We start from the raw sequence: 18,419 nt of genomic DNA on the forward strand, positions 1-18,419 counted from the left end.
CCGCTGTGCAACTGGTCACCTTAACGCCCAAACGTGGTGCACACGTCACCAGCCCGAGCGTGGAAGAGTCCCAGGCGATCTTTCGTACCCGGGCGCTGCTTGAGGTCGCTAATCTGCCGGATGTGATCGCGCGCTGCCAGCCGCCGCATCTGGCGGCGCTGGAGAACATTATTCAGCGTGAACAGCAGGCCCATGAGGCGCACGACGGCCCGGCGGCGATCCGCCACTCCGCTGACTTTCATATTCAGCTGCAGGCTATCTCCGGCAACCCGGTGCTCACCGAGATGGTGACCCGCCTCAGCCAGCGCTCCTCTTTAGTGATTGCCGCCTGGGGCGCTCCCTGGCGACAGGGCTGCCGTTGCGACGATCACCAGCAGCTGGTGGGTTTGCTACGGGATAAAGCCCTGCAGCCGCTCAGCGAGGCGCTGATGCACCATTTTGATCATATTGTCGCCAGTCTGTGCTTCGAGCGCGATGGCGTCAGCCTGCCCGATTTTTCCCGGCTGTTCGCCGGCCACAAGGAGCCGTGATGTCTGCCATATGTATACAAGTGATCAACCCTAATACCAGCCTGGCGATGACTGAAACGATAGGCGCCGCCGCGCGTGCGGTCGCTGCGCCGGGTACCGAGATCCTTGCGGTCTGTCCCCGTGCCGGGGTGCCGTCAATTGAGGGCCACTTTGACGAAGCTATCGCCGCGGTCGGCGTGCTGGAGCAGATCAAGGCCGGACGCGAGCAGGGGGTGGATGGGCATGTGATCGCCTGCTTCGGCGACCCGGGGCTGCTGGCGGCGCGGGAGCTGGCCCAGGGGCCGGTGATCGGCATTGCGGAAGCCGCGATGCATATGGCGACGATGGTCGCCACTCGTTTCTCCATTGTGACCACGCTGCCGCGCACGCTGATCATCGCCCGTCATTTGCTGCACCAGTACGGATTTCATCAACATTGCGCGGCGCTGCACGCCATTGATTTGCCGGTGCTGGCGCTGGAAGACGGCAGCGGCCTGGCGCAGGAGAAAGTGCGTGAGCGCTGCATTCGCGCGCTGAAAGAGGATGGTAGCGGGGCGATTGTCCTTGGCTGCGGCGGGATGGCGACCCTGGCGCAGGAGCTGACCCACGAGCTGCGGGTGCCGGTGATCGATGGCGTCAGCGCGGCGGTGAAGATGGTGGAGTCACTGGTCGCGCTGGGCCTGGCGACCAGCAAGCACGGGGACTTAGCGTTCCCGGAGAAAAAAGCGTTAAGCGGACAGTTTCAGTCGTTAAATCCATTTTAAAAGGGGCAGGAGATGGTAGAGAACCAGGAGCACTATCCTCGCGATCTGCGAGGTTATGCAGGGCAGCCACCGCACGCGCGCTGGCCGGGCGGGGCGCGGATCGCGGTGCAGTTCGTCCTCAACTACGAGGAAGGCGCTGAGAATCACGTCCTGCATGGCGATGCGGGGTCGGAACAGTTCCTGTCCGATATTATCGGCGCCGCCAGCTACCCGGCACGCCATATGTCGATGGATTCACTCTATGAGTACGGCAGCCGGGCCGGGTTCTGGCGCATCCATCGTGAGTTCAGCCAGCGCGGGCTGCCGTTGACGGTCTTCGGCGTGGCGATGGCGCTGGCGCGGCACCCGGAGATTGTGGCGGCGATCAAGGCTGCGGATTACGATGTGGTCAGCCACGGCTGGCGCTGGATCCACTATCAGCACATGGATATTGCCGAGGAGCGCGCGCATCTGCAAAAAGCGGTGCAGGTGCTGACCGACCTGTTCGGCAAACCGCCCACCGGCTGGTATACCGGCCGCGACAGCCCTAACACCCGCCAGCTGGTGGTGGAGCACGGCGGCTTTGACTACGACAGCGATTATTACGGCGATGATTTACCTTTCTGGAGCGAAGTGGCCTGCAGCGACGGCAGCCAGCGGCCACACCTGATCGTGCCTTATACCCTCGACGCCAACGACATGCGCTTCGCCACCGCCCAGGGGTTCAACACCGCGGAGCAGTTTTATACCTATCTGAAAGACAGCTTTGACGTGCTGTACGCCGAGGGTGAAACCGCGCCGAAGATGATGTCCGTGGGGATGCACTGCCGACTGCTTGGGCGTCCGGGCCGTTTCCGCGCGCTGCAGCGTTTCCTTGACTATATCCAGCAGCACGACAAGGTGTGGGTCTGCACCCGGCAGCAAATTGCCGACCACTGGCGCGAAACCCATCCGTATCGCGGGTAGCTTGCTGCCACTCATCTGGCCCTCTCCACAGGGAGAGGGTACCGCCCGGTCGCGTCTGTTGAACCGGTTCACCAGGATGTATTTTGATTATTGAATGAGCATGGCGAGGAGTACCAGGCACAGCAGCAGCACATAGATGCGTGCATACCATACATCAGATACCGCAGGGATTGCCCGGCGGCTAAACACTATCCCGGCCCAGCCGGTCAGGACGAGCAGGCCTAAAATTTTCAGGCTGATAAACCCAACAAATCCGCTCAGCGGAATGCTGTGCCAGCCAATGACGGCATAGGTCACAGCCCCGCATAGCGCCACGGGCAAAGAAAGCGGGTTGGATGCGCTAACGCACTCCTGCATCTCATACCCGTGTCGCCGTAGCAGGGGCACCGTCATGACGCTGCCGCCCACGCCCAGCAATGCGGCAATCATACCGATAACCATACCGCCGCCAGTGACTACTGGCAGGGACAGCCGACGCCGAGCGCTGCCCCTGAAAAAACCTTTGCGCAACAAACAATCGCTGATGGTTGCCAGCATATAGAGAATAAACAGCGCGCGAACGATCTTCTCGCTCAATATCCCCGCCAGACAGGAGCCGACCACCGCCCCAATGGCAATAAACCATAACAACGGAAACAGCGTCTGCGCGGCAAGCTTGCCCGCCCGCCAGTTTCGATAGCTGACCCAGCCGGCGTTAAATATCATCACCGCCGTTGAGGTAGCCACCGCGACATGCATGGCGTTTCCCGCGAGTTCCGGCTGCCGAAGCATCAGTTGATAGACAAAGGGCACCACCACAAAGCCCCCTCCGAAGCCGAACAGCACGGTGGTAATGCCGGTCGTAAAGCCTGCCAGCGCAATAATAACGATATCATTCAAGAGAATATCCCCGCCCTGAAAATGAGCGAGCAGCTTATACCGGTCGCGTACGGCTTCCCATTTGCGTAGCGCTCAATTACCTTTGTAAATCGGTCAGAGGGGGGCAGGTGTGCGCAACGTAAAAATTGACGAGGTCGATCGGCTCGATCGCGAAGTGGTGGCGTTAGGGAATGACTATGCGCAAGGGTATATTCTGCCACCGCACCAGCATCGTCGCGCACAGCTGCTGTATGGCGCGACCGGACTGATGTATGTCACCACTCAGGATGGAGAATGGGTGGTTCCTCCGCAACATGCTGTCTGGATCCCTCCTGAAACTGTGCACGCCGTCAGATTTGTGGGGGTGACCACGCGTAGCTTATATATTGAGCCAGATTATGTGGCCGCTTTCATTAAACACCGTCGTTGCGAAGTGATCAGCGTCTCGCCGCTGTTGCGCCAGCTACTGCTTGAGGCTGTGGATTTACCACCGTTGTACGACAGCCCACGCGATCGCACGCTGATACAGTTGATGTTGCTGGAACTGGCCGCCATGCCGGTCCGCGAATTTGACATTCCGTTTCCGCAGCATCCGGCGCTGCTGGCGCTTTGTCAGGCTTTTTTGCTTAACCCCTCTATCCATGATCCTGCGGCACGCTGGGCCAGGGCGCTGTTTATGAGCCAGAGCACCTTTCGCCGGCATTTCCTGAAGCAACTGGGCCTGTCATTTTCCGCCTGGCGTCAGCGAGCCTGCGTGGTGAGCGCCCTGGCATGGTTGATAGCAGGGAAACCGGTGAACGAAGTGGCATTATCTCTTGGATACGATAATGCGTCCTCTTTCGCCACCATGTTCCGCCGCGTGACCGGGCAGCCGCCATCGTTTTATCACCCAGCCTGATGCGTCGGGGAAGGGGACTCCGGCAGCATGTGTCGGAAATGAATGTCGCTTTTATGGCGTTGCTATGCGCTAACGTAGTCATAAGACAGACAATCCGGGAATGCCTGGCTTGCGTCTTCAGGTACCCCTGCATTTAGTGGTGGCTACATCCAGGCGGTTTATCTATTCTGCCTGTAACCGTGAGAAGACCGGAGTCTCTCTTTGTGAACCATCTTATCGTTGAAAAAATCATCATCATCTTTCTTCTCATCCTGTGGGGATTCGATACATTCAGAACCAGGAAAAGAAAACGTTATGATCCCGCCATTGAAGCCGCTGATGCCAGCGAACGCCATCAATGGCGCTATCTGAGATGGGGGTTTCGGATCATACAGGTGGTAGCGGGAGTGTATATCGTCGTGCAGTTGATTCAGGTTTTACTGAGATAGAGGGACGGGATAGAAGATCTGGCTAACCAGAATGAGGTCAGACAATAGCGGTTTTCACGTCGGCAAAGGGAATGTCCGCTCTGTGCCAGGAGCGGACCTTTTTAGACTGTCATTCAATCTTTCAGAGAGCTCAATTCTTCAGAGAGCCATTGTCTTAGAATGCTTATTTTAAATACTGAACGGTAGACTAAATCGTATCCTGGCTCAGCCTTAAGTTTGTACTGTGGAAACGCAACAACAAGCCTTCCTGCAGCCACATCATCCGCAATCTGAGATCAAAAGCGCTTATGACAACACCAAACGAGCACTGTCGGGCGGACTGGTGAAAATCAAAGAACAGACGAACAAAGAGGCCCGAAAAGCTTCAGGTGGAGGTAGATCGCCTCAAGGCCGAGCTAGAGGCCTACAAGGGAAAGGAAGAACAATGGCTACGCCGCTGGCAGCAAATCGCCTTTCATGTGCGGCAGAAAGGCATACAGATAGCTAGTGTGGATAAAACCTCTACTCAAAGGGCTGAGCTGCCTTATAATACTGAAACCGCGCAGACACACCGGCCTTTTGATAAAGAAATTCCACCTTCAGGGAGAATATAAAATGAGTCTAGAAATAAAAAAACAAAGTAACCCGTTTTCTACTGGCGGTGGGGGAGTTAATTTTGAAACAAGAGTTCAAGCAGCTTTCGCACTATCCTTATTGACTAAATCTTGTGTTCCTTGTTTGAGTAACTACATGAGGGCTAAAGAGTTAAAATTCCAGAACAAATATGATGGTGTAAATACTGATGATTTTGTATTGACTGCCACAGACAACTCAAATAATGAAAGTAAGATCTTTGCTCAGATTAAACATGAAATAACTATTAGTGGCTCATCAAACTCAGTATTTGCAGAAGTTATAAATAGTGCTTGGGCGGACTTTAAAAGTGTGGGCTTTAAGTCAGAAAGAGATTCTATCGCGTTAATAACAGGTAATTTACCAAAAACTGACATAAATAATACTTTGCCGTTACTTGAATGGGCTAAGTTTTCATCGAACTCAGAAGATTTTATAAAGAAATCTCAAACCCAAGGATTTACCAGTGAAGCAAAGCTCGAAAGATTAGGGATATTTAGAGATCAGCTTACTCATGCGAATAACGGGGTAGCTATCTCAGAAGAAGAATTGTGGTCTTTCTTAAAATCGTTTCAGATTTTACCTTTTGACTTAGATGCAGAACATTCAATCGTAGCAAACTTACTTTGCTCATTGATTCAGTGTTACTCAGACGTATTACCTTCTCTAGTCTTAGCTAGACTTGTTTCCTGCGTTCAAAGTTTCAACCAGAATGCGGGGGTTTTAACTCAAAATAATATACCAGAAGACGTTAAAGGATTATTTAATAAATCAAGCCACTTATATTTCGAGAATGACTTGATAAAGCTTTATGAGCGCAGTCAGCATATTTTTGAAGGTATTTCTACAACTATAAATGGACTCCATGTTGATAGGACAGAACAACTAGCAGCACTATCTAACTGCTACAGAGATAGTGAGTTTGTATTTGTTACCGGTGCAAGAGGGGCTGGAAAGTCAGGCGTTGTTAAAGATTTTATCACAACAAAAAATTTAGATATTCCAGTCTTCTACTTAAGAGCTGAAGATTTAGATAAAAGTAACTTAAATGAAGTTTTCACTTCCATGGGAATTACATCTTCTTTGGGAGAAATTGAAAGTCATTTCTCATTGCTTCACGAAAAAGTACTCGTAATAGAGTCCCTAGAAAAAGTTTTAGAGCTAAATTATCCAAATACTTTTGTTGAGTTATTGCAATACATTAGAAAACAGTCTGGTTGGACTATCATTGCAACTGGCCGGGACTATGCTTATCAACAATTGTTATTTAATTTCCTACAGCCTTGCTCTATAAATTTTAGCAGCATGAATATTGAAGGGCTTGAAGATAGTCAAGTCGAGCAAGTTTGCGAGCATATTCCAGAGCTAAAATCTTTAGTATCTAATAACTCATTAGTAGAACTACTAAGAATACCATTTTTTATTGAGATTGCTGTAAGAGCTATAAAAAATGGCGCTCAATTTGGGATTGGAGATACTGAAGAAGACTTTAGGGATACAGTGTGGCGGACTGTCGTTGCAAAAGAAGCTGATAGAAAGTCAGGGATGCCAGATAGAAGAAGAGCAACCTTTATTAAAATAGCAATAGAGAGAGCTAAAAAGATGCTTTTTGGTGTCAGAGCAAGCGGTTTTGACCCGGAAGTAATCGCAAAGTTGGAAGAAGACAATTTGATCTACAGAGATCAAAAATCATCTTGTGTAAGTCCTATGCATGATGTTTTGGAAGATTGGGCTTTAGAGGAGTTCATCGATAGAGAGCATTTTGATAATTCTCATAATGTTGCAAGCTTTTTGTTAAATATAGGAAATGAACCTGCGATAAGTAGGGCATTCAGGTTATGGCTGTATAGGAAGCTAAAATTTGATGATACAACTAATGAATTCGTAGAAGGTTTATTATCTTCGGACGAGATAGAGAGTTATTGGAAGGACGAGGCAATTTCTGCAATCATGCAGCATGACTCTCCCGGGATATTTCTTAATTCACTCAAGCGCCAACTTCTTAAAGATGATTGTGCTCTTTTGACACGGTTTTGTTTTATTCTCAGAATAACGTGTCAAAGACCAATCTCTCTACACAACGGACTATTGATAAAAGATAAAAAATCGGGATTGCTCAAATCCCTTTTCCTGAAACCATATGGAGAAGGTTGGGAAGCACTATTCCATTTTATTTATGAGGAAAGAGATAATTTGAGTAGTCCTGTGCGCACTCAAGTTATTGAATTAATAGATGAATGGACTGGTCTCATTAATATACATGATGAGTTGCCAAAAGCGTCTGAAAAGGTTGGTTTTTTAAGTTTATGGCTCCTTGAAAAGGTTAAAGATTCATATCGTGGTGAGGGGCAAAGAAAAAAAATATTAAATGCTTTATTAAAAGTTTCAACGGCTATTAAAGATGATTTTGATGAATTGATGAAACAGGACGTTTTCACCTCAAAGATAAAGCCTAGACGATTAAGTTATGTTGATGAACTGAGTAGTTTGGCACTTATAGGCTTCAATGTTCCTATGTTGTGTAAGTTTTATCCTGACTTCGTAGTTAAACTTTCAATGCATGAGTGGCTGTTGGAAGAATCCGAAGAGAACGATTATGGCTACGGGTCATATCGAGTAGACGTAGAGGAATCATTTGGGCTAGATACAGAACGAGATTTTTTCCCTGCAAGCGGTGCCAAAGGCCCTTTCAAATATCTTCTTCAATTCAAGCCAAGGCTAGGCTTGGATTTCATTATTAGATTGTGCAATTTGACAGCACAAAAATACTCAGAATCGGATTTTTCTAAAACTCAAGACAATGAAGAAGACACTATTTACGCCTTCGAAACAGTAGCTAAACAAGTCGATATAACCTTGAATGATGGCACAGTAGTTAAACAGTATGCATCTCCCCACCTCTGGAAGGGATATAGAGGAAAGTCTACGTTGCCCTACTTATTACAGAGTGCTCTTATGGCATTGGAGAACTGGTTAGTTGAGTACGTTGAAAATTGTGGTAAGAATAATGAAATAGATTGGATTTTTGATTATGTTCTTCGCTCTAGTAATTCAGTAATGCCTACATCTGTTTTATCTTCTGTGGCCACAGGCTTCCCTAATAAAGTAGGTAAAGCAGCCTTTCCTTTGCTTAAAACTGCTGATTTATACCATTTAGATTTGATTCGAATGACACAAGAAATGGGTGGAAATGAGATGCATTTCTTTGGTCTTAATAGGGATGCATTGTCGAAAATATACCTAGAAGAGAGAAGAGAAGCAGCACTTCGACCATGGAGAAAAGAGTCATTAGAAACCTTATTAACAAGGCTTCAGTTCGTAAATGAGTTAAGGGATGATATTTTAAAAATTGTTGATGAACTGAAAAATGAAGCTACTGCAAGTAATGAAAAAAGCCTTCGGTATATGGTGCACAGAGTCGATACAAGGACTTGGAAAGTAGTTGAAGACAAAGAAAATGACAGAGTATTGTTTCAAAGCTCATCAGAGCTTCCGGAAGATTTAAAGCTGGATCAACAAGAATTTAATGAAAAGCACGCAATGGATAACACCGTAACTAGTTTAAACTTATGGGGTAAAAAACTATTCGATGAGCAATTACTAGAAGAAAAATACTTCTCTTCATATCAGGATGCATTAATAGCTACTAAGGGATTGCTCAGCGCCCTCCAAAAAGGTGAAGTACACAACTTTGCTGATATGGCGGTTGGCACAATCACAACTGTTGCAGCGGTTTGTGTTCGTGATGTTCTTTTAGAATTGAGCTATGAAGATAAAAAGTGGTGCTTAGAAATCATCCTAGAATCAATATTCATGCACGCAGACAATATGAATGGGACAGCTGCACATGATAAGACTGATTATTATGGCTCTGGAGCATGCGCATTTGTCTTACCTAAGTTATTTGATTTAGATCTAGATTCAGAACAAATAGAATATTTGAAGTTTGCGTTAGCTACAGCATTAACGCATGAGAACCTGAACGTTAGTGCTTGTGCTGCTAAGGGAGTAAGAGAGTTTCTTTGGTCTAGAGACGCTGAATTAGCATCCCGTTGTATAGGTGGAATAGTTGAGTATGCCAGATTACGAAGGGAAGATAGTGAGGTACGTAGGTTTTATCATTTACAAGGTGCTGAATTGCAAGCCGCACTCGAAAAATGGAATGATCTTTTAACAACTTTTCGTAACGACTTGATTGAGGGAAAGTTTAAGCTTTCAGTTAACGATATATCTTTGGAAAGCCACTGTTCGTGGTTTATTCATTTACCAATGCTAATGGTTCCTTACTGTACTAAGGATGAGATACAAATTCAGTTGGTCAATAGGTTAATGAGTTTTGTATTTGATACGGAGTATCAAAACCATCGTTCGAGTGATGATGAAAAAATAAATCATGAAATTAAAAAGCAGATTCAAGACTGTCTCTCTGAACATGTTGTTTCTTCAAGAAAAAATAACTTCATGCCCTTTAAAGATCTATTGGTGTTAGGGTGTACTAAAGCTCCCGGCTTCATTTATTCTTTAACACTCTCCTATCATGTCGCTGTAGAAAAAGAAGGTGATTATGATGCTATATGGGCACTTTGGTGCCTGTTAGCACCAGAAGCACACAAGATAGCTTTGAATGATGTTAATGATCGTTATATCGGTTTACAGAATGACCTAAATCAGCTCCTGCGTGGAATGATGTATGCGGATTGCCCTTGGCAAGGACATGAGAATGAAGAGAAAGATATGAAGCGAGGTGCTAAATATTTGCTCGATTTTGCTAGGCGATCTGCACATAATAGCCATGTGTTTGAAGCCTTGTCTTCATTGATTTATAACTTCTACAACGTATTCTTCGAAGAAGGCATTCTGATTTTAGCTGAGCATTATAGTGCCAATCGACATATTATCGGGAAGCAAGTCAATACAGCATTTTATATAGAAATGGTTGTTGGAAGATTTTTGCAGATAGAAAATCGCGGAACTCTCAATAGAAAAATGTACGATATATGCCTGCTTCTCTTAACAGGAATTGTAGAAACTGGCTCTGCTAGAGCTTATTACTTACGTGAAGAATTGATTCGTTCTCGAAAGATTTCAGCCTAGAGGGTAACAGTGACAATTTTTTAAAAAATGGTGATGGCTCAGCTGAGTATAAAGAAGCGATTCTTCGATCTTTTATTAGTCAATGACTAGATCAAAAGTTCAGTATGCTCAGACAGATAGGTTCATTGAGCTTTGATGGATTTGCACTGGAAAAGAGGCTAGTCCATCACATCAATGCCCAATGGTATCTCAATAACCACCAAACTGTATCGAGATTAAGGTGATGAGCGAAATTCTGACCTTCGGTTTGATGGTAGGCCAACCGGCATTGCGTAATCTGTGCCTCGCGGGTTCACCTAGAACGCTGTTAGCAATGTCCGCTCCTCGCTCATAGCGGACCTTCAACTCAGGTAGCTTGTCCGCTCTGTGCTAGGAGCGGACCCGATGGCAAGCTCACCGAGCATGACATTATGCTTGCGCTGCTTTGTAACGTGCTTCCAGCCTATCCAAAAAGCCAAAAAGTACTTGATTCATTTCACTGTAATCGTGCGCCCGGAGCGCTTCAGGCGTGTCAACGAAACGATATTCTGCTGCACGGCTCAGGTCTTTCTCAGAATGAGCGATCAACCGTTCTACAACGTCCAATGTGAGCTCCATGTGGCACTGGAAACCAAAGACGCGGTCTGAATAGGCAACGATCTGCCGCGGACAGCCTTCGCTGTAAGCAATAATTTTGGCCTCTGGCGTCAAACCTGGCATGTCGTTATGCCAGTGACCCACTGCCAGTGTTTCCCCAAAGTGAGAGAACATCTCATCCTTCCTGCCGTCTTCGGTCAATGTGATCGGGAATTTACCAATCTCTTTTTCCGGGCTATGAGAGAAGGGCGCGCCCAGCGCTTCACCGATTAGCTGTGAACCCAGGCAGATACCGATCACCGCCTTACCGGTTTTAACCGCGGAAGCAATCAGCGTCTGTTCCGCTTTAGCATTAAAGTGCGGGCATGCTTCAAGCGTGGTGTTCGGATCTTGCGGACCGCCCATAACGATAAGAAAATCGATGCCTACGGCGTCATCAGGTAGCCGATCGCCCGCATAGACGCGTGAGTAAGTTACATCATGACCCTGGTTTATTGCCCAGGTTTCATATGCGCCCGGGGCTTCAAAACTTTCATGTACGATAAAGTGTACACGCATGAGGTTAAGCTCCTGTAATATCTTTGATGATCAGAATGATAAGTCACGCACCCATTGCCTAAGGCTCTACTCCGGGTGGTTCCAGTTTCGATATGATAATGGCAGGGGCTAAATCTGAAATGCCAGGTAGTATAGATAAAGCGCCAAGACATGATGAAGCCACAGGCTGGTCCAGTACTGCGATAAGCTATCAACGCGGCGAGGTAGATCCTCCCCATCATCATGTTGAGGGGCAGCTACTCTTCGCCACCAGAGGGGTTATGCTGGTGCAAACAGAGAGTGACCGTTGGGTGATCCCTCCTCAGCGGGCATTATGGCTACCGCCTTTGCATATCCATAGTTATCATCTGCTTTCACAAACCGATCTCAGGGCGATCTATTTCAGCAGTAGCCTTATTGCAGAATGTACGAGCTTTACGAAGAGTCAGCAGGTACATGTGATCACGGCTACGCCGTTAGTCAAAGAACTTATCGCTGGGCTGTTCAGTGAGGACTACGCCAGACCGAGTCAACGGAAGATAGCTTTGTTGCTTCTGGAAATTCTCAGCGAGGCTCCACCTTTAACGATGGCGCTTCCCATGCCGAATGATGAGCGATTATTTAGCGCGGCCAGATCGCTACTGGTCAATCAGCGCTGGGAGGCATCGCTGAGCGAGCTGGCTTTTATGTCGGCCATGTCGGAACGGACCTTTTCCCGCTTGTTTATGAAGGATACAGGCTTTAGTTTTAGAACATGGAAGCAGAGAGCCAGAATTTGCGCTTCGTTGGATCTTCTCGCGAACGACGTTCCAATCAAACAGGTCGCTTACCAGCTTGGTTTCTCATGCCCGGCGGCATTTACCGCTGCTTTTCGCTGCATTCTGGGGTCAACGCCACGCGATTTTGTGCCTTAAACCGGGAAACCCTCAAAGCGGTCTTTGAGACTGTCATGGGCATATTACCAGACGCAGAAACCCTGCGAGGGTAGGGGTATCCCGCCTTTGCTGTTGAGAAAGGTAGTTTAATTTGCACCCGACACACTCTCATTGATTAAAGCACGGAGTGGAGATTACTGCGGTCCACAGTTCTGACAAACCGTGAAAGAGAAGGCCTGCATGAAGAAAAAAGGTGTCGCGATGCGTGATGAAATTACCTTATGACAGACCTTACGGTGATTTACGGCACCGGGTGGATTCCGGACGCTGTGAGCCGACTCATTGCTACGAAGCCTGATTCTGCTGTACCTCAGGCCATATGATAGCCTGCGCAACAATCACATCCTGCCCATTAATGCGTCCAGGGGAGTACGCCCGGGCCTTGGACGTCCCCTGTGAGCCAAAAGCGGAAGTAGGCTGAAGATAAATTAGCGTTGATGTTAATCGTGGGTTCTGCAGATGGGTAGAAATTGATAACTTAGGATGCAAGTTCGTCCCGCTCTTTCTGCAGTTTTCATCGAGGGGATATTCTCCGGAATAATTGTGCCCATATACAAAGATAGTCCCGAATCGGAATGAGTTAATAATCGGTACAGTAGGCGTTGCGCTCGGGCTGACAATGATCGACCGCGAAAAGCAGGAAGTATTACTTTGTCAGTAATACGATATCCTCTCAGAAAAGCGAGGTTTCCTTTCTGGCATATTAGCAACCCGGCGCGAACATCGTTTTCATAGATAATATATACTTCTCTCTCAGAAATATGGTCACACAACTCTTCGTCATCAACTGCTACCAAATTGCTTGCAGACAGTTCGCGAACTGTCTGCCATGTATGCTTATAGGCATCGCCCAGAGCCTGACAACACCAGTCAAAATCTTCGTATGTCGCCACTTGCAAAGTAAGAGATTTATCATTGAATTCAGGGGGTTCAGAAAAAGACGTGGCATATATATACTGGTCGGGAATACCCTGCGGGAAGGACTGGCCTGGCACAAGAATGCGGACATACTGAGCTCTGAGTTGTGACCATTCCTTACTAATGAGTTCTAATGCAGTATGATTTAGGTCAGAATCCATACCTACAATATCAATAAAAGGTTTGTTAATATTTCCGCCCTGATAACGGGGGCCAGTAAGAAATTGCTTTCCATCAATTTTTAGTTTTCGTTGTAAAAAATATTCCTGACATAATCCAGTTTCTCTCCAGGGAAATCGCGCCGAGAAACTTCTGTCTGTACACCTCGATTCCTGCTCTGACAACCATTGTTTTAACCATGAACGTAGAGTAACTTCAGGCACAGGTAGCCTGGCATATTGAGATAGCATGTAAGATAGCATAAAAATATTTTGCCCTTGGACGTAAAAATGTTTTTTTAAACAAATCAGAATAGTTCTACTCTCATTTTATTACCAATTATAGCTGGCACTTCCGCTCCTTGCTCAATGCGGACCTTTAGCTCGACAGCTTGTCCGCTCCGCGCCAGAAGCGAACAGTGTTATCAGTGGTCAGTGATAAAACGTCAACCCGTTGACCTTGTCTCACAGCACTTCAACCACTTCAAATTCTTCTGCGATCAACTCCATATCTTCAGAAAAATGACCTTCAGAGCTGAAAAATCTCTGATGCTCTCTCTTCCAGTATTCAAGGCTTAAATCGCCTTCACCTTCTTTGCGGGCGAACGCTTCTGTGACATCACAAAAACGAACCAGCTGCATCGAAATCAGTCTGATCACGCAAACTGGAACATTCTGGCCATCAAGAATAATGTGATAACTCCCAATTCTCGGGGCAGATTCTTCCTGCTGGTAAGAGGCAAAAGATCCGCAAGAGGCCGTTTTGATCCCTTTTTTGATCAGTTCCGCAAGCTCGTTAGCCAGCTCCGGACTGTCACCCATTTGCCAGGCGTCTGCGCCGGGATACTTCTTTTTTATTTCCTCAACCTCAACCATGAAAATCCCTTCGTTATCGTCAATGAAAAGAAATGGCATACCTTTTTTAACATGAGCGGTCCCAACATTATCAGCGATATCTTTCTTTAGATAGTGTGGTCCGTTCTTCGCTCAAAACAGACCTTAAGCGCATTTAACGCGTGTGCTCTGCGCCAGAAACGGAAGTTAACTTCGAGACGAGCCATAAAGTCGCCTGTCTTATTCAGACTGCCAGTAAAGCGGTGAACCGAACGCGTCCAGGTAGTAATCGATAATCGCCCGCACGTTCAGCGGAGGGTGGCGGGCATTCGGATAGATTGCCGCGATGTGCTGTGGCTCCGTTTTTATGGATGTATCCAGTTCCGGCAGCAGTCCGACCAGCTCGCCGCTCTTCAGCCGGTCTCCAATCAGCCAGTCAGGAAACAGCACAATCCCCATCCCCCCGAGTGCGGCAATCAGCAGGGTTTCCGCATTATTCGATGACATCAGGGGCGAGACGGGATAGTGCACCCATTCCTCTCCGCGCCTGCGCAGCAGCCATTGGTTTGGTCCTGATGAACCGCGATAGACCAGGCATTTATGCCGCGCGAGCTCTTCGGGTGATCCCAGCATGCCGTGCCGGCGGATATAATCCGGTGACGCGGCAAGATGATAGAACTGCTGGCCAAACACGCGCGCATGAAAGGCGGAATCCGTCAGCACGCCAATCCGGAAAATCACGTCAGCCGGCTCCCGGTGCGGATCGATGTAATCATCCGTCAGCGTAAGCTCAATACTAAGCTTCGGATATCGCTCCGTCAGGCCGGGTAACGCGGGTGCGACATGGCGCTGTCCAAAGAACACCGGTGCGTTTATGCGGACCATTCCGGAAGGTTCAAGCGTTCTCTCATTGAGTTCCCGCCGCGCCTCTTCCATGCTGCCAGTCATCGCTCGCGCATAGCGGATAAAAAGATGGCCGCTTTCCGTCGGGATTATAGCCCGGGTATTGCGGTAAAAAAGCTGCTGCCCGAGCACATCCTCCATCTGATGGATGACGCGTGATACCTGAGAGGCCGATATCCCTTCCCGCCGGGCCACCACAGAGAAATTCTGCGTTTCATAAACGTCTATAAAAATCAGCAGGGCGCGAATACTGATGTTCCCAAGGCCATTCATTAATGCATATCCTGCACAGGTGTTTATCTCATTATGGCATTTTTCTCATCCATGTTAAGTCGTAATCTTCTCCGCCTGGACTTTGGGAGACAGATTGCTATGCAACTAATATTGATTTTTATCGTCATTGCCGGAGGCATGGGACTGTCCATAGAGGCAGGATTGCTCGGACCACTGGGTGGGGAGGTCGGTGACCTCTGGGCTACCTTCAGCATATTTGGCGTGGGCGCGGCGCTGACCTTCCTGCTGATGCTTTTTTTCAGCCCGCGTAACAGCCCGTCATTCTTTGCGCAACCAGCGTGGCAGCTACTTGGCGGCGTGCTTGGGCCGATTTACGTCATCATCCTGACCGTGGTAACGCCGGCAATTGGCATCGCCATGACTATGATCGGCATCCTGGCAGGCCAGGTGTTCAAGAGCCTGATTATTGATCACTTCGGTCTGCTCGGTACGTCGCGCCGGAAAATTGACAGTAAGCGTATCATTGCGCTGATTTTCATCATTGCAGCGCTGGTTATGGTTGCACAGGGGTAAAGTAACATTATGACTATTATCATGATTCTGCTCGCCGTTGCCGGTGGCGCCATGCTGAGTATCCAGGCGGCTATCAATGGCCAGCTGGGCAGCAAGGTCGGCGTATTTAAAAGCGCGTTCCTGACATTTTCTGTCGGCGCCCTGGTGACGGGGCTGCTGATCTTCTTCTTCGAACCCAAACACTCCCTGACGTTGATGGACGTGCCTAAATGGCAGCTGCTGGGCGCAATGTTTGGCGTACCGTATATCGTCATTATGGTACTGGCCGTCCAGCGTATTGGCGCGGCAGTTGCTACGGTCGCTGTCATTTTTGGCCAGTTAACCATGAGCATGCTGATCGATAACTTCGGCTGGCTGGGCAATGCGTCGATTCCATTCTCGATGAGCCGAATCGGCGCCATTATCTGCCTGGGTATCGCGCTGTTCTTCATTTACTCCAGCAGTAAGTCAAAAGCCGCAACGGCGAAAACTCCCCGGCAGCAGGAGAACGCTAACACATAAGCCCAGCCAGTTCAGATGTTACACTGTAATGCCAAAGCTAAGTTCAGATGTCCGGGGCGGGCAACACTCAAATTTCCGCACCTCGCTCATGACTGAACTTTGGCTCAGTTAGCTTGTCCGCTCTGTGCCAGAAGCGGATATCAAGAGCATAGCCAGTGTTAATTTATCGGGAAAAGGGATATTATCCTTAATAGCGTTTTTGGTTCAGAGTGAAGTATTGCATCCATTTCTCAATAATTTGAAGTGAGCTTGTGGTATGAATAATAATCTTTATCGCTTGATTGTTGACTTTCAAGATAATGTCCAGGTGGCTTTAAAGCTAATGCATCGGTCTGGAATTAAAATGCCATCAAGTTGCTATGAGTGGATTGAATCTGATATACCCAATGTTGGTGAGCTGGATGGTGGTGTCAAATATTATAAACATGGGGCTGGATGCAGGGTAGATCTAAACTCCGGGAGCGTAGATTTTGATTTTGGGGGGCGAGGTGAGGTAGGAGGGTTTAATTCTTGGTGGTTGACCAACTTTGCAGGGGAAAATCTAATGGATTACGGATTCAGAAATTTTGATGATGTCTCTGATCATTTAAAAAAGGCCCTAGATGATGGAGAACTGATTTTTCCAGATCATGATCTTTATTATTTTGCTAATGTCCCACATACTTACGCTATAGATACAGATTGCCGCTTCCCTGAGGACAGGCTCCCATGTCGCAATCACGACCGCGTATTAACATTACAAATTCATTATTTCGAAACGGCTGATCTTATGTTTAAAAATTACAATAAGCTCAACAAAAAAATGACAAAGAATGGCCATTTGAGTGAGAGAGAAAAATTTGATATGGGAATTTATCTTTCTACATGGTTAGGTTTTTTAAGTGTGGTCTACGAAGGATTTAAAAGCTTAAACATGCGACTCTTACTCGATAATGAACGCCCTAGAGAATTTAAAGAATTATTACCAATTTCAGATGACATCGGAAAGTTGATGAAAGAACATTCGAACTCACTCAGGATATTTAGAAATAATGTTTTTCATCTTAGAGAAAGTACTGGCTTTATACATCATTTTTTTGATAAGGAAGTTGAGCGTCTTCCATGGGCAGGTGAATTACATATAGCACTTTCACATTTCTTTTCGCAGTATAGAATTTTTTGCGAAGTGCATTATGTTATTAATGAGCGTAAAGGAGAGAGCAATATGATAAAGAAAAAGGTAACACGCCCTAAGAAAGTTGCTTTGAGATATTAAATATACATGCTAATGAGTTGAGCCGTTCATCTTACCTAAAAACAATGTCTTCTTCTCTTCTTAATCGAGCTTGATGATTTTTCATAGCGTCCGATTCGTGCCAGGAGCGGACATTGGCTGAATAGATAGAAAGCAGCCATGATGTGTTTTCATTAACGCTGGTTACGTTATAATAGCCTCGATGAAAACGAGAGAACTGGAGTAAAAATGTTTGCTGATTTTGGTATCGTGAATTTCGGGACGTATCTGCTTGGTGCGACACTGATAGTTCTTGCTCCTGGCCCTGAGACCATGTTCGTGATTAAAACAAGCATTACGAGCGGGATCAAACGAGGCTTTGCTGCAATATTTTCCATTCTCATGAGTGACGTACTTCTGGTTCTGCTGGCATGGTGTGGGCTTGCCGCAGTCATAAGCTCAATTCCAGCCTTGTTTAACGCCATTAAATACGCAGGTGCTGCCTATCTTTTCTATCTCGGTGTCCAGACGATACGCGCTATCTTTAAGCCAACTGTCGAAACGAGTCAGGAAAAGAAATCTTCAGCTGATGCTAAGGGGATCATCGGGCGTGGAATGCTTGTTACTCTACTGAATCCAAAGACGCTGCTGTTCTATATCTCTTTCTTCGCCCAGTTCATCAATGTTCAGGCTGAACATTCCTGGATGGCGTTTATCATCCTTGCAGCAGTAATGTTCGCGATTACTCTCGTTTATTTCGGTTTCCTCGTTTTCTGCGGCTCTTATCTGCTAAGCCGTTTGAAAGGCAACCGTAGATTATCAACCATTGGAAACGCGCTGGTAGGTATGTTCTTCATTGGATTTGCAGCGCGACTCGCAAGCGCAACCTCCTAACGAGAAAGCTAAACCGCCTCACGGCGGTTTTTTTA

General features: G+C 47.3%; 15 protein-coding genes and 2 pseudogenes. 12 read left to right on the plus strand and 5 right to left on the minus strand.

Going from position 1 to position 18,419, the window contains the following annotated elements; genetic code table 11:
• From CW267_RS21190 to puuE, 3 genes and pseudogenes are all read left to right on the plus strand, one after another.
• Positions 1-530, plus strand: a 530-nt coding sequence (locus CW267_RS21190; RefSeq protein ID WP_101148654.1) for a GntR family transcriptional regulator, incomplete at its 5' end; no start/stop codon positions are given.
• A pseudogene (locus CW267_RS21195) lies at positions 530-1,398 on the plus strand (aspartate/glutamate racemase family protein); the annotation flags it as partial. The gene CW267_RS21190 and the pseudogene CW267_RS21195, both read left to right, overlap by 1 nt.
• Entirely contained in the window at positions 1,286-2,218 is a 933-nt protein-coding gene (gene puuE, locus CW267_RS21200; RefSeq protein ID WP_012968158.1) for an allantoinase PuuE, read from the plus strand. The pseudogene CW267_RS21195 and the gene puuE, both read left to right, overlap by 113 nt.
• 87 nt (positions 2,219-2,305) lie before the next feature.
• Here the strand turns inward: puuE and CW267_RS21205 are convergent, their stop codons facing one another.
• Positions 2,306-3,097 carry a sulfite exporter TauE/SafE family protein gene (locus CW267_RS21205; RefSeq protein ID WP_032735664.1) on the minus strand — a complete coding sequence of 264 codons (792 nt, stop codon included), beginning with the start codon at positions 3,095-3,097 and terminating at the stop codon, positions 2,306-2,308.
• Positions 3,098-3,206: 109 nt separating this feature from the next.
• Between CW267_RS21205 and CW267_RS21210 the strand changes: the two genes are divergently transcribed.
• The 4 genes and pseudogenes from CW267_RS21210 to CW267_RS21230 all read left to right on the plus strand — a co-directional run bounded on the left by CW267_RS21210 (position 3,207) and on the right by CW267_RS21230 (position 10,108).
• Positions 3,207-3,974 (plus strand): AraC family transcriptional regulator, encoded by a 768-nt coding sequence (locus CW267_RS21210; RefSeq protein ID WP_023340185.1) that lies wholly within the window; start codon positions 3,207-3,209, stop codon positions 3,972-3,974.
• Between the two features lie 203 nt (positions 3,975-4,177).
• The gene (locus tag CW267_RS21215; RefSeq protein ID WP_004199962.1) at positions 4,178-4,402 is read left to right on the plus strand and encodes a hypothetical protein; all 225 of its coding nucleotides are present in this window, start codon (positions 4,178-4,180) and stop codon (positions 4,400-4,402) included.
• A gap of 265 nt (positions 4,403-4,667) precedes the next feature.
• A pseudogene (locus tag CW267_RS31730) lies at positions 4,668-4,995 on the plus strand (protein kinase); the annotation flags it as partial.
• A gap of 1 nt (position 4,996) precedes the next feature.
• Positions 4,997-10,108, plus strand: coding sequence for a hypothetical protein (locus CW267_RS21230; protein ID WP_077139241.1), 5,112 nt, complete (start codon positions 4,997-4,999; stop codon positions 10,106-10,108).
• A 408-nt stretch (positions 10,109-10,516) separates the two neighbouring features.
• Here the strand turns inward: CW267_RS21230 and CW267_RS21235 are convergent, their stop codons facing one another.
• A complete protein-coding gene (locus tag CW267_RS21235; RefSeq protein WP_084441169.1) occupies positions 10,517-11,242 on the minus strand; it encodes a type 1 glutamine amidotransferase in 726 nt (241 codons plus the stop codon).
• A 119-nt stretch (positions 11,243-11,361) separates the two neighbouring features.
• Here CW267_RS21235 and CW267_RS21240 point away from each other — a divergent pair, with 119 nt between their 5' ends.
• Positions 11,362-12,135 (plus strand): AraC family transcriptional regulator, encoded by a 774-nt coding sequence (locus CW267_RS21240; RefSeq protein WP_044614290.1) that lies wholly within the window; start codon positions 11,362-11,364, stop codon positions 12,133-12,135.
• A 461-nt stretch (positions 12,136-12,596) separates the two neighbouring features.
• Here the strand turns inward: CW267_RS21240 and CW267_RS21250 are convergent, their stop codons facing one another.
• The 3 genes from CW267_RS21250 to CW267_RS21260 form a co-directional block, all read right to left on the minus strand.
• Positions 12,597-13,496, minus strand: coding sequence for a hypothetical protein (locus CW267_RS21250; protein ID WP_100781007.1), 900 nt, complete (start codon positions 13,494-13,496; stop codon positions 12,597-12,599).
• 201 nt (positions 13,497-13,697) lie between these two features.
• Positions 13,698-14,054, minus strand: coding sequence for an ASCH domain-containing protein (locus tag CW267_RS21255; RefSeq protein ID WP_165787458.1), 357 nt, complete (start codon positions 14,052-14,054; stop codon positions 13,698-13,700).
• A gap of 252 nt (positions 14,055-14,306) precedes the next feature.
• Positions 14,307-15,242, minus strand: a complete 936-nt coding sequence (locus CW267_RS21260; RefSeq protein ID WP_022065950.1) for a LysR family transcriptional regulator — start codon at positions 15,240-15,242, stop codon at positions 14,307-14,309.
• A gap of 99 nt (positions 15,243-15,341) precedes the next feature.
• Between CW267_RS21260 and CW267_RS21265 the strand changes: the two genes are divergently transcribed.
• The 4 genes from CW267_RS21265 (at position 15,342) to leuE (ending at position 18,384) form a co-directional block, all read left to right on the plus strand.
• The gene (locus CW267_RS21265) at positions 15,342-15,776 is read left to right on the plus strand and encodes a DMT family transporter (protein ID WP_004151877.1); all 435 of its coding nucleotides are present in this window, start codon (positions 15,342-15,344) and stop codon (positions 15,774-15,776) included.
• A 9-nt stretch (positions 15,777-15,785) separates the two neighbouring features.
• Positions 15,786-16,277, plus strand: coding sequence for a DMT family transporter (locus CW267_RS21270; RefSeq protein ID WP_012541665.1), 492 nt, complete (start codon positions 15,786-15,788; stop codon positions 16,275-16,277).
• Between the two features lie 256 nt (positions 16,278-16,533).
• Positions 16,534-17,532: a DUF6896 domain-containing protein gene (locus CW267_RS21275; RefSeq protein WP_100781008.1), complete on the plus strand. Its 999-nt coding sequence runs from the start codon at positions 16,534-16,536 to the stop codon at positions 17,530-17,532.
• Positions 17,533-17,739: 207 nt separating this feature from the next.
• Positions 17,740-18,384 carry a leucine efflux protein LeuE gene (gene leuE, locus CW267_RS21280; RefSeq protein ID WP_016161082.1) on the plus strand — a complete coding sequence of 215 codons (645 nt, stop codon included), beginning with the start codon at positions 17,740-17,742 and terminating at the stop codon, positions 18,382-18,384.
• Positions 18,385-18,419 lie beyond the last annotated feature (35 nt).

It is taken from the genome of Klebsiella sp. X1-16S-Nf21 (genome assembly GCF_002837615.1).
In the GTDB taxonomy this organism is placed as follows: domain Bacteria; phylum Pseudomonadota; class Gammaproteobacteria; order Enterobacterales; family Enterobacteriaceae; genus Klebsiella; species Klebsiella variicola.

Bases quoted from the DNA above. Each gene is read 5' to 3' on its own strand.
- CW267_RS21260 (WP_022065950.1), bottom strand. From the start codon at position 15,242: ATGAATGGCCTTGGGAACATCAGTATTCGCGCCCTGCTGATTTTTATA.
- CW267_RS21250 (WP_100781007.1), bottom strand. From the start codon at position 13,496: ATGCTATCTTACATGCTATCTCAATATGCCAGGCTACCTGTGCCTGAA.
- CW267_RS21265 (WP_004151877.1), top strand. From the start codon at position 15,342: ATGCAACTAATATTGATTTTTATCGTCATTGCCGGAGGCATGGGACTG.
- CW267_RS21240 (WP_044614290.1), top strand. From the start codon at position 11,362: ATGCCAGGTAGTATAGATAAAGCGCCAAGACATGATGAAGCCACAGGC.
- puuE (WP_012968158.1), top strand. From the start codon at position 1,286: ATGGTAGAGAACCAGGAGCACTATCCTCGCGATCTGCGAGGTTATGCA.
- CW267_RS21275 (WP_100781008.1), top strand. From the start codon at position 16,534: ATGAATAATAATCTTTATCGCTTGATTGTTGACTTTCAAGATAATGTC.
- CW267_RS21235 (WP_084441169.1), bottom strand. From the start codon at position 11,242: ATGCGTGTACACTTTATCGTACATGAAAGTTTTGAAGCCCCGGGCGCA.
- leuE (WP_016161082.1), top strand. From the start codon at position 17,740: ATGTTTGCTGATTTTGGTATCGTGAATTTCGGGACGTATCTGCTTGGT.
- CW267_RS21255 (WP_165787458.1), bottom strand. From the start codon at position 14,054: ATGGGTGACAGTCCGGAGCTGGCTAACGAGCTTGCGGAACTGATCAAA.
- CW267_RS21230 (WP_077139241.1), top strand. From the start codon at position 4,997: ATGAGTCTAGAAATAAAAAAACAAAGTAACCCGTTTTCTACTGGCGGT.
- CW267_RS21270 (WP_012541665.1), top strand. From the start codon at position 15,786: ATGACTATTATCATGATTCTGCTCGCCGTTGCCGGTGGCGCCATGCTG.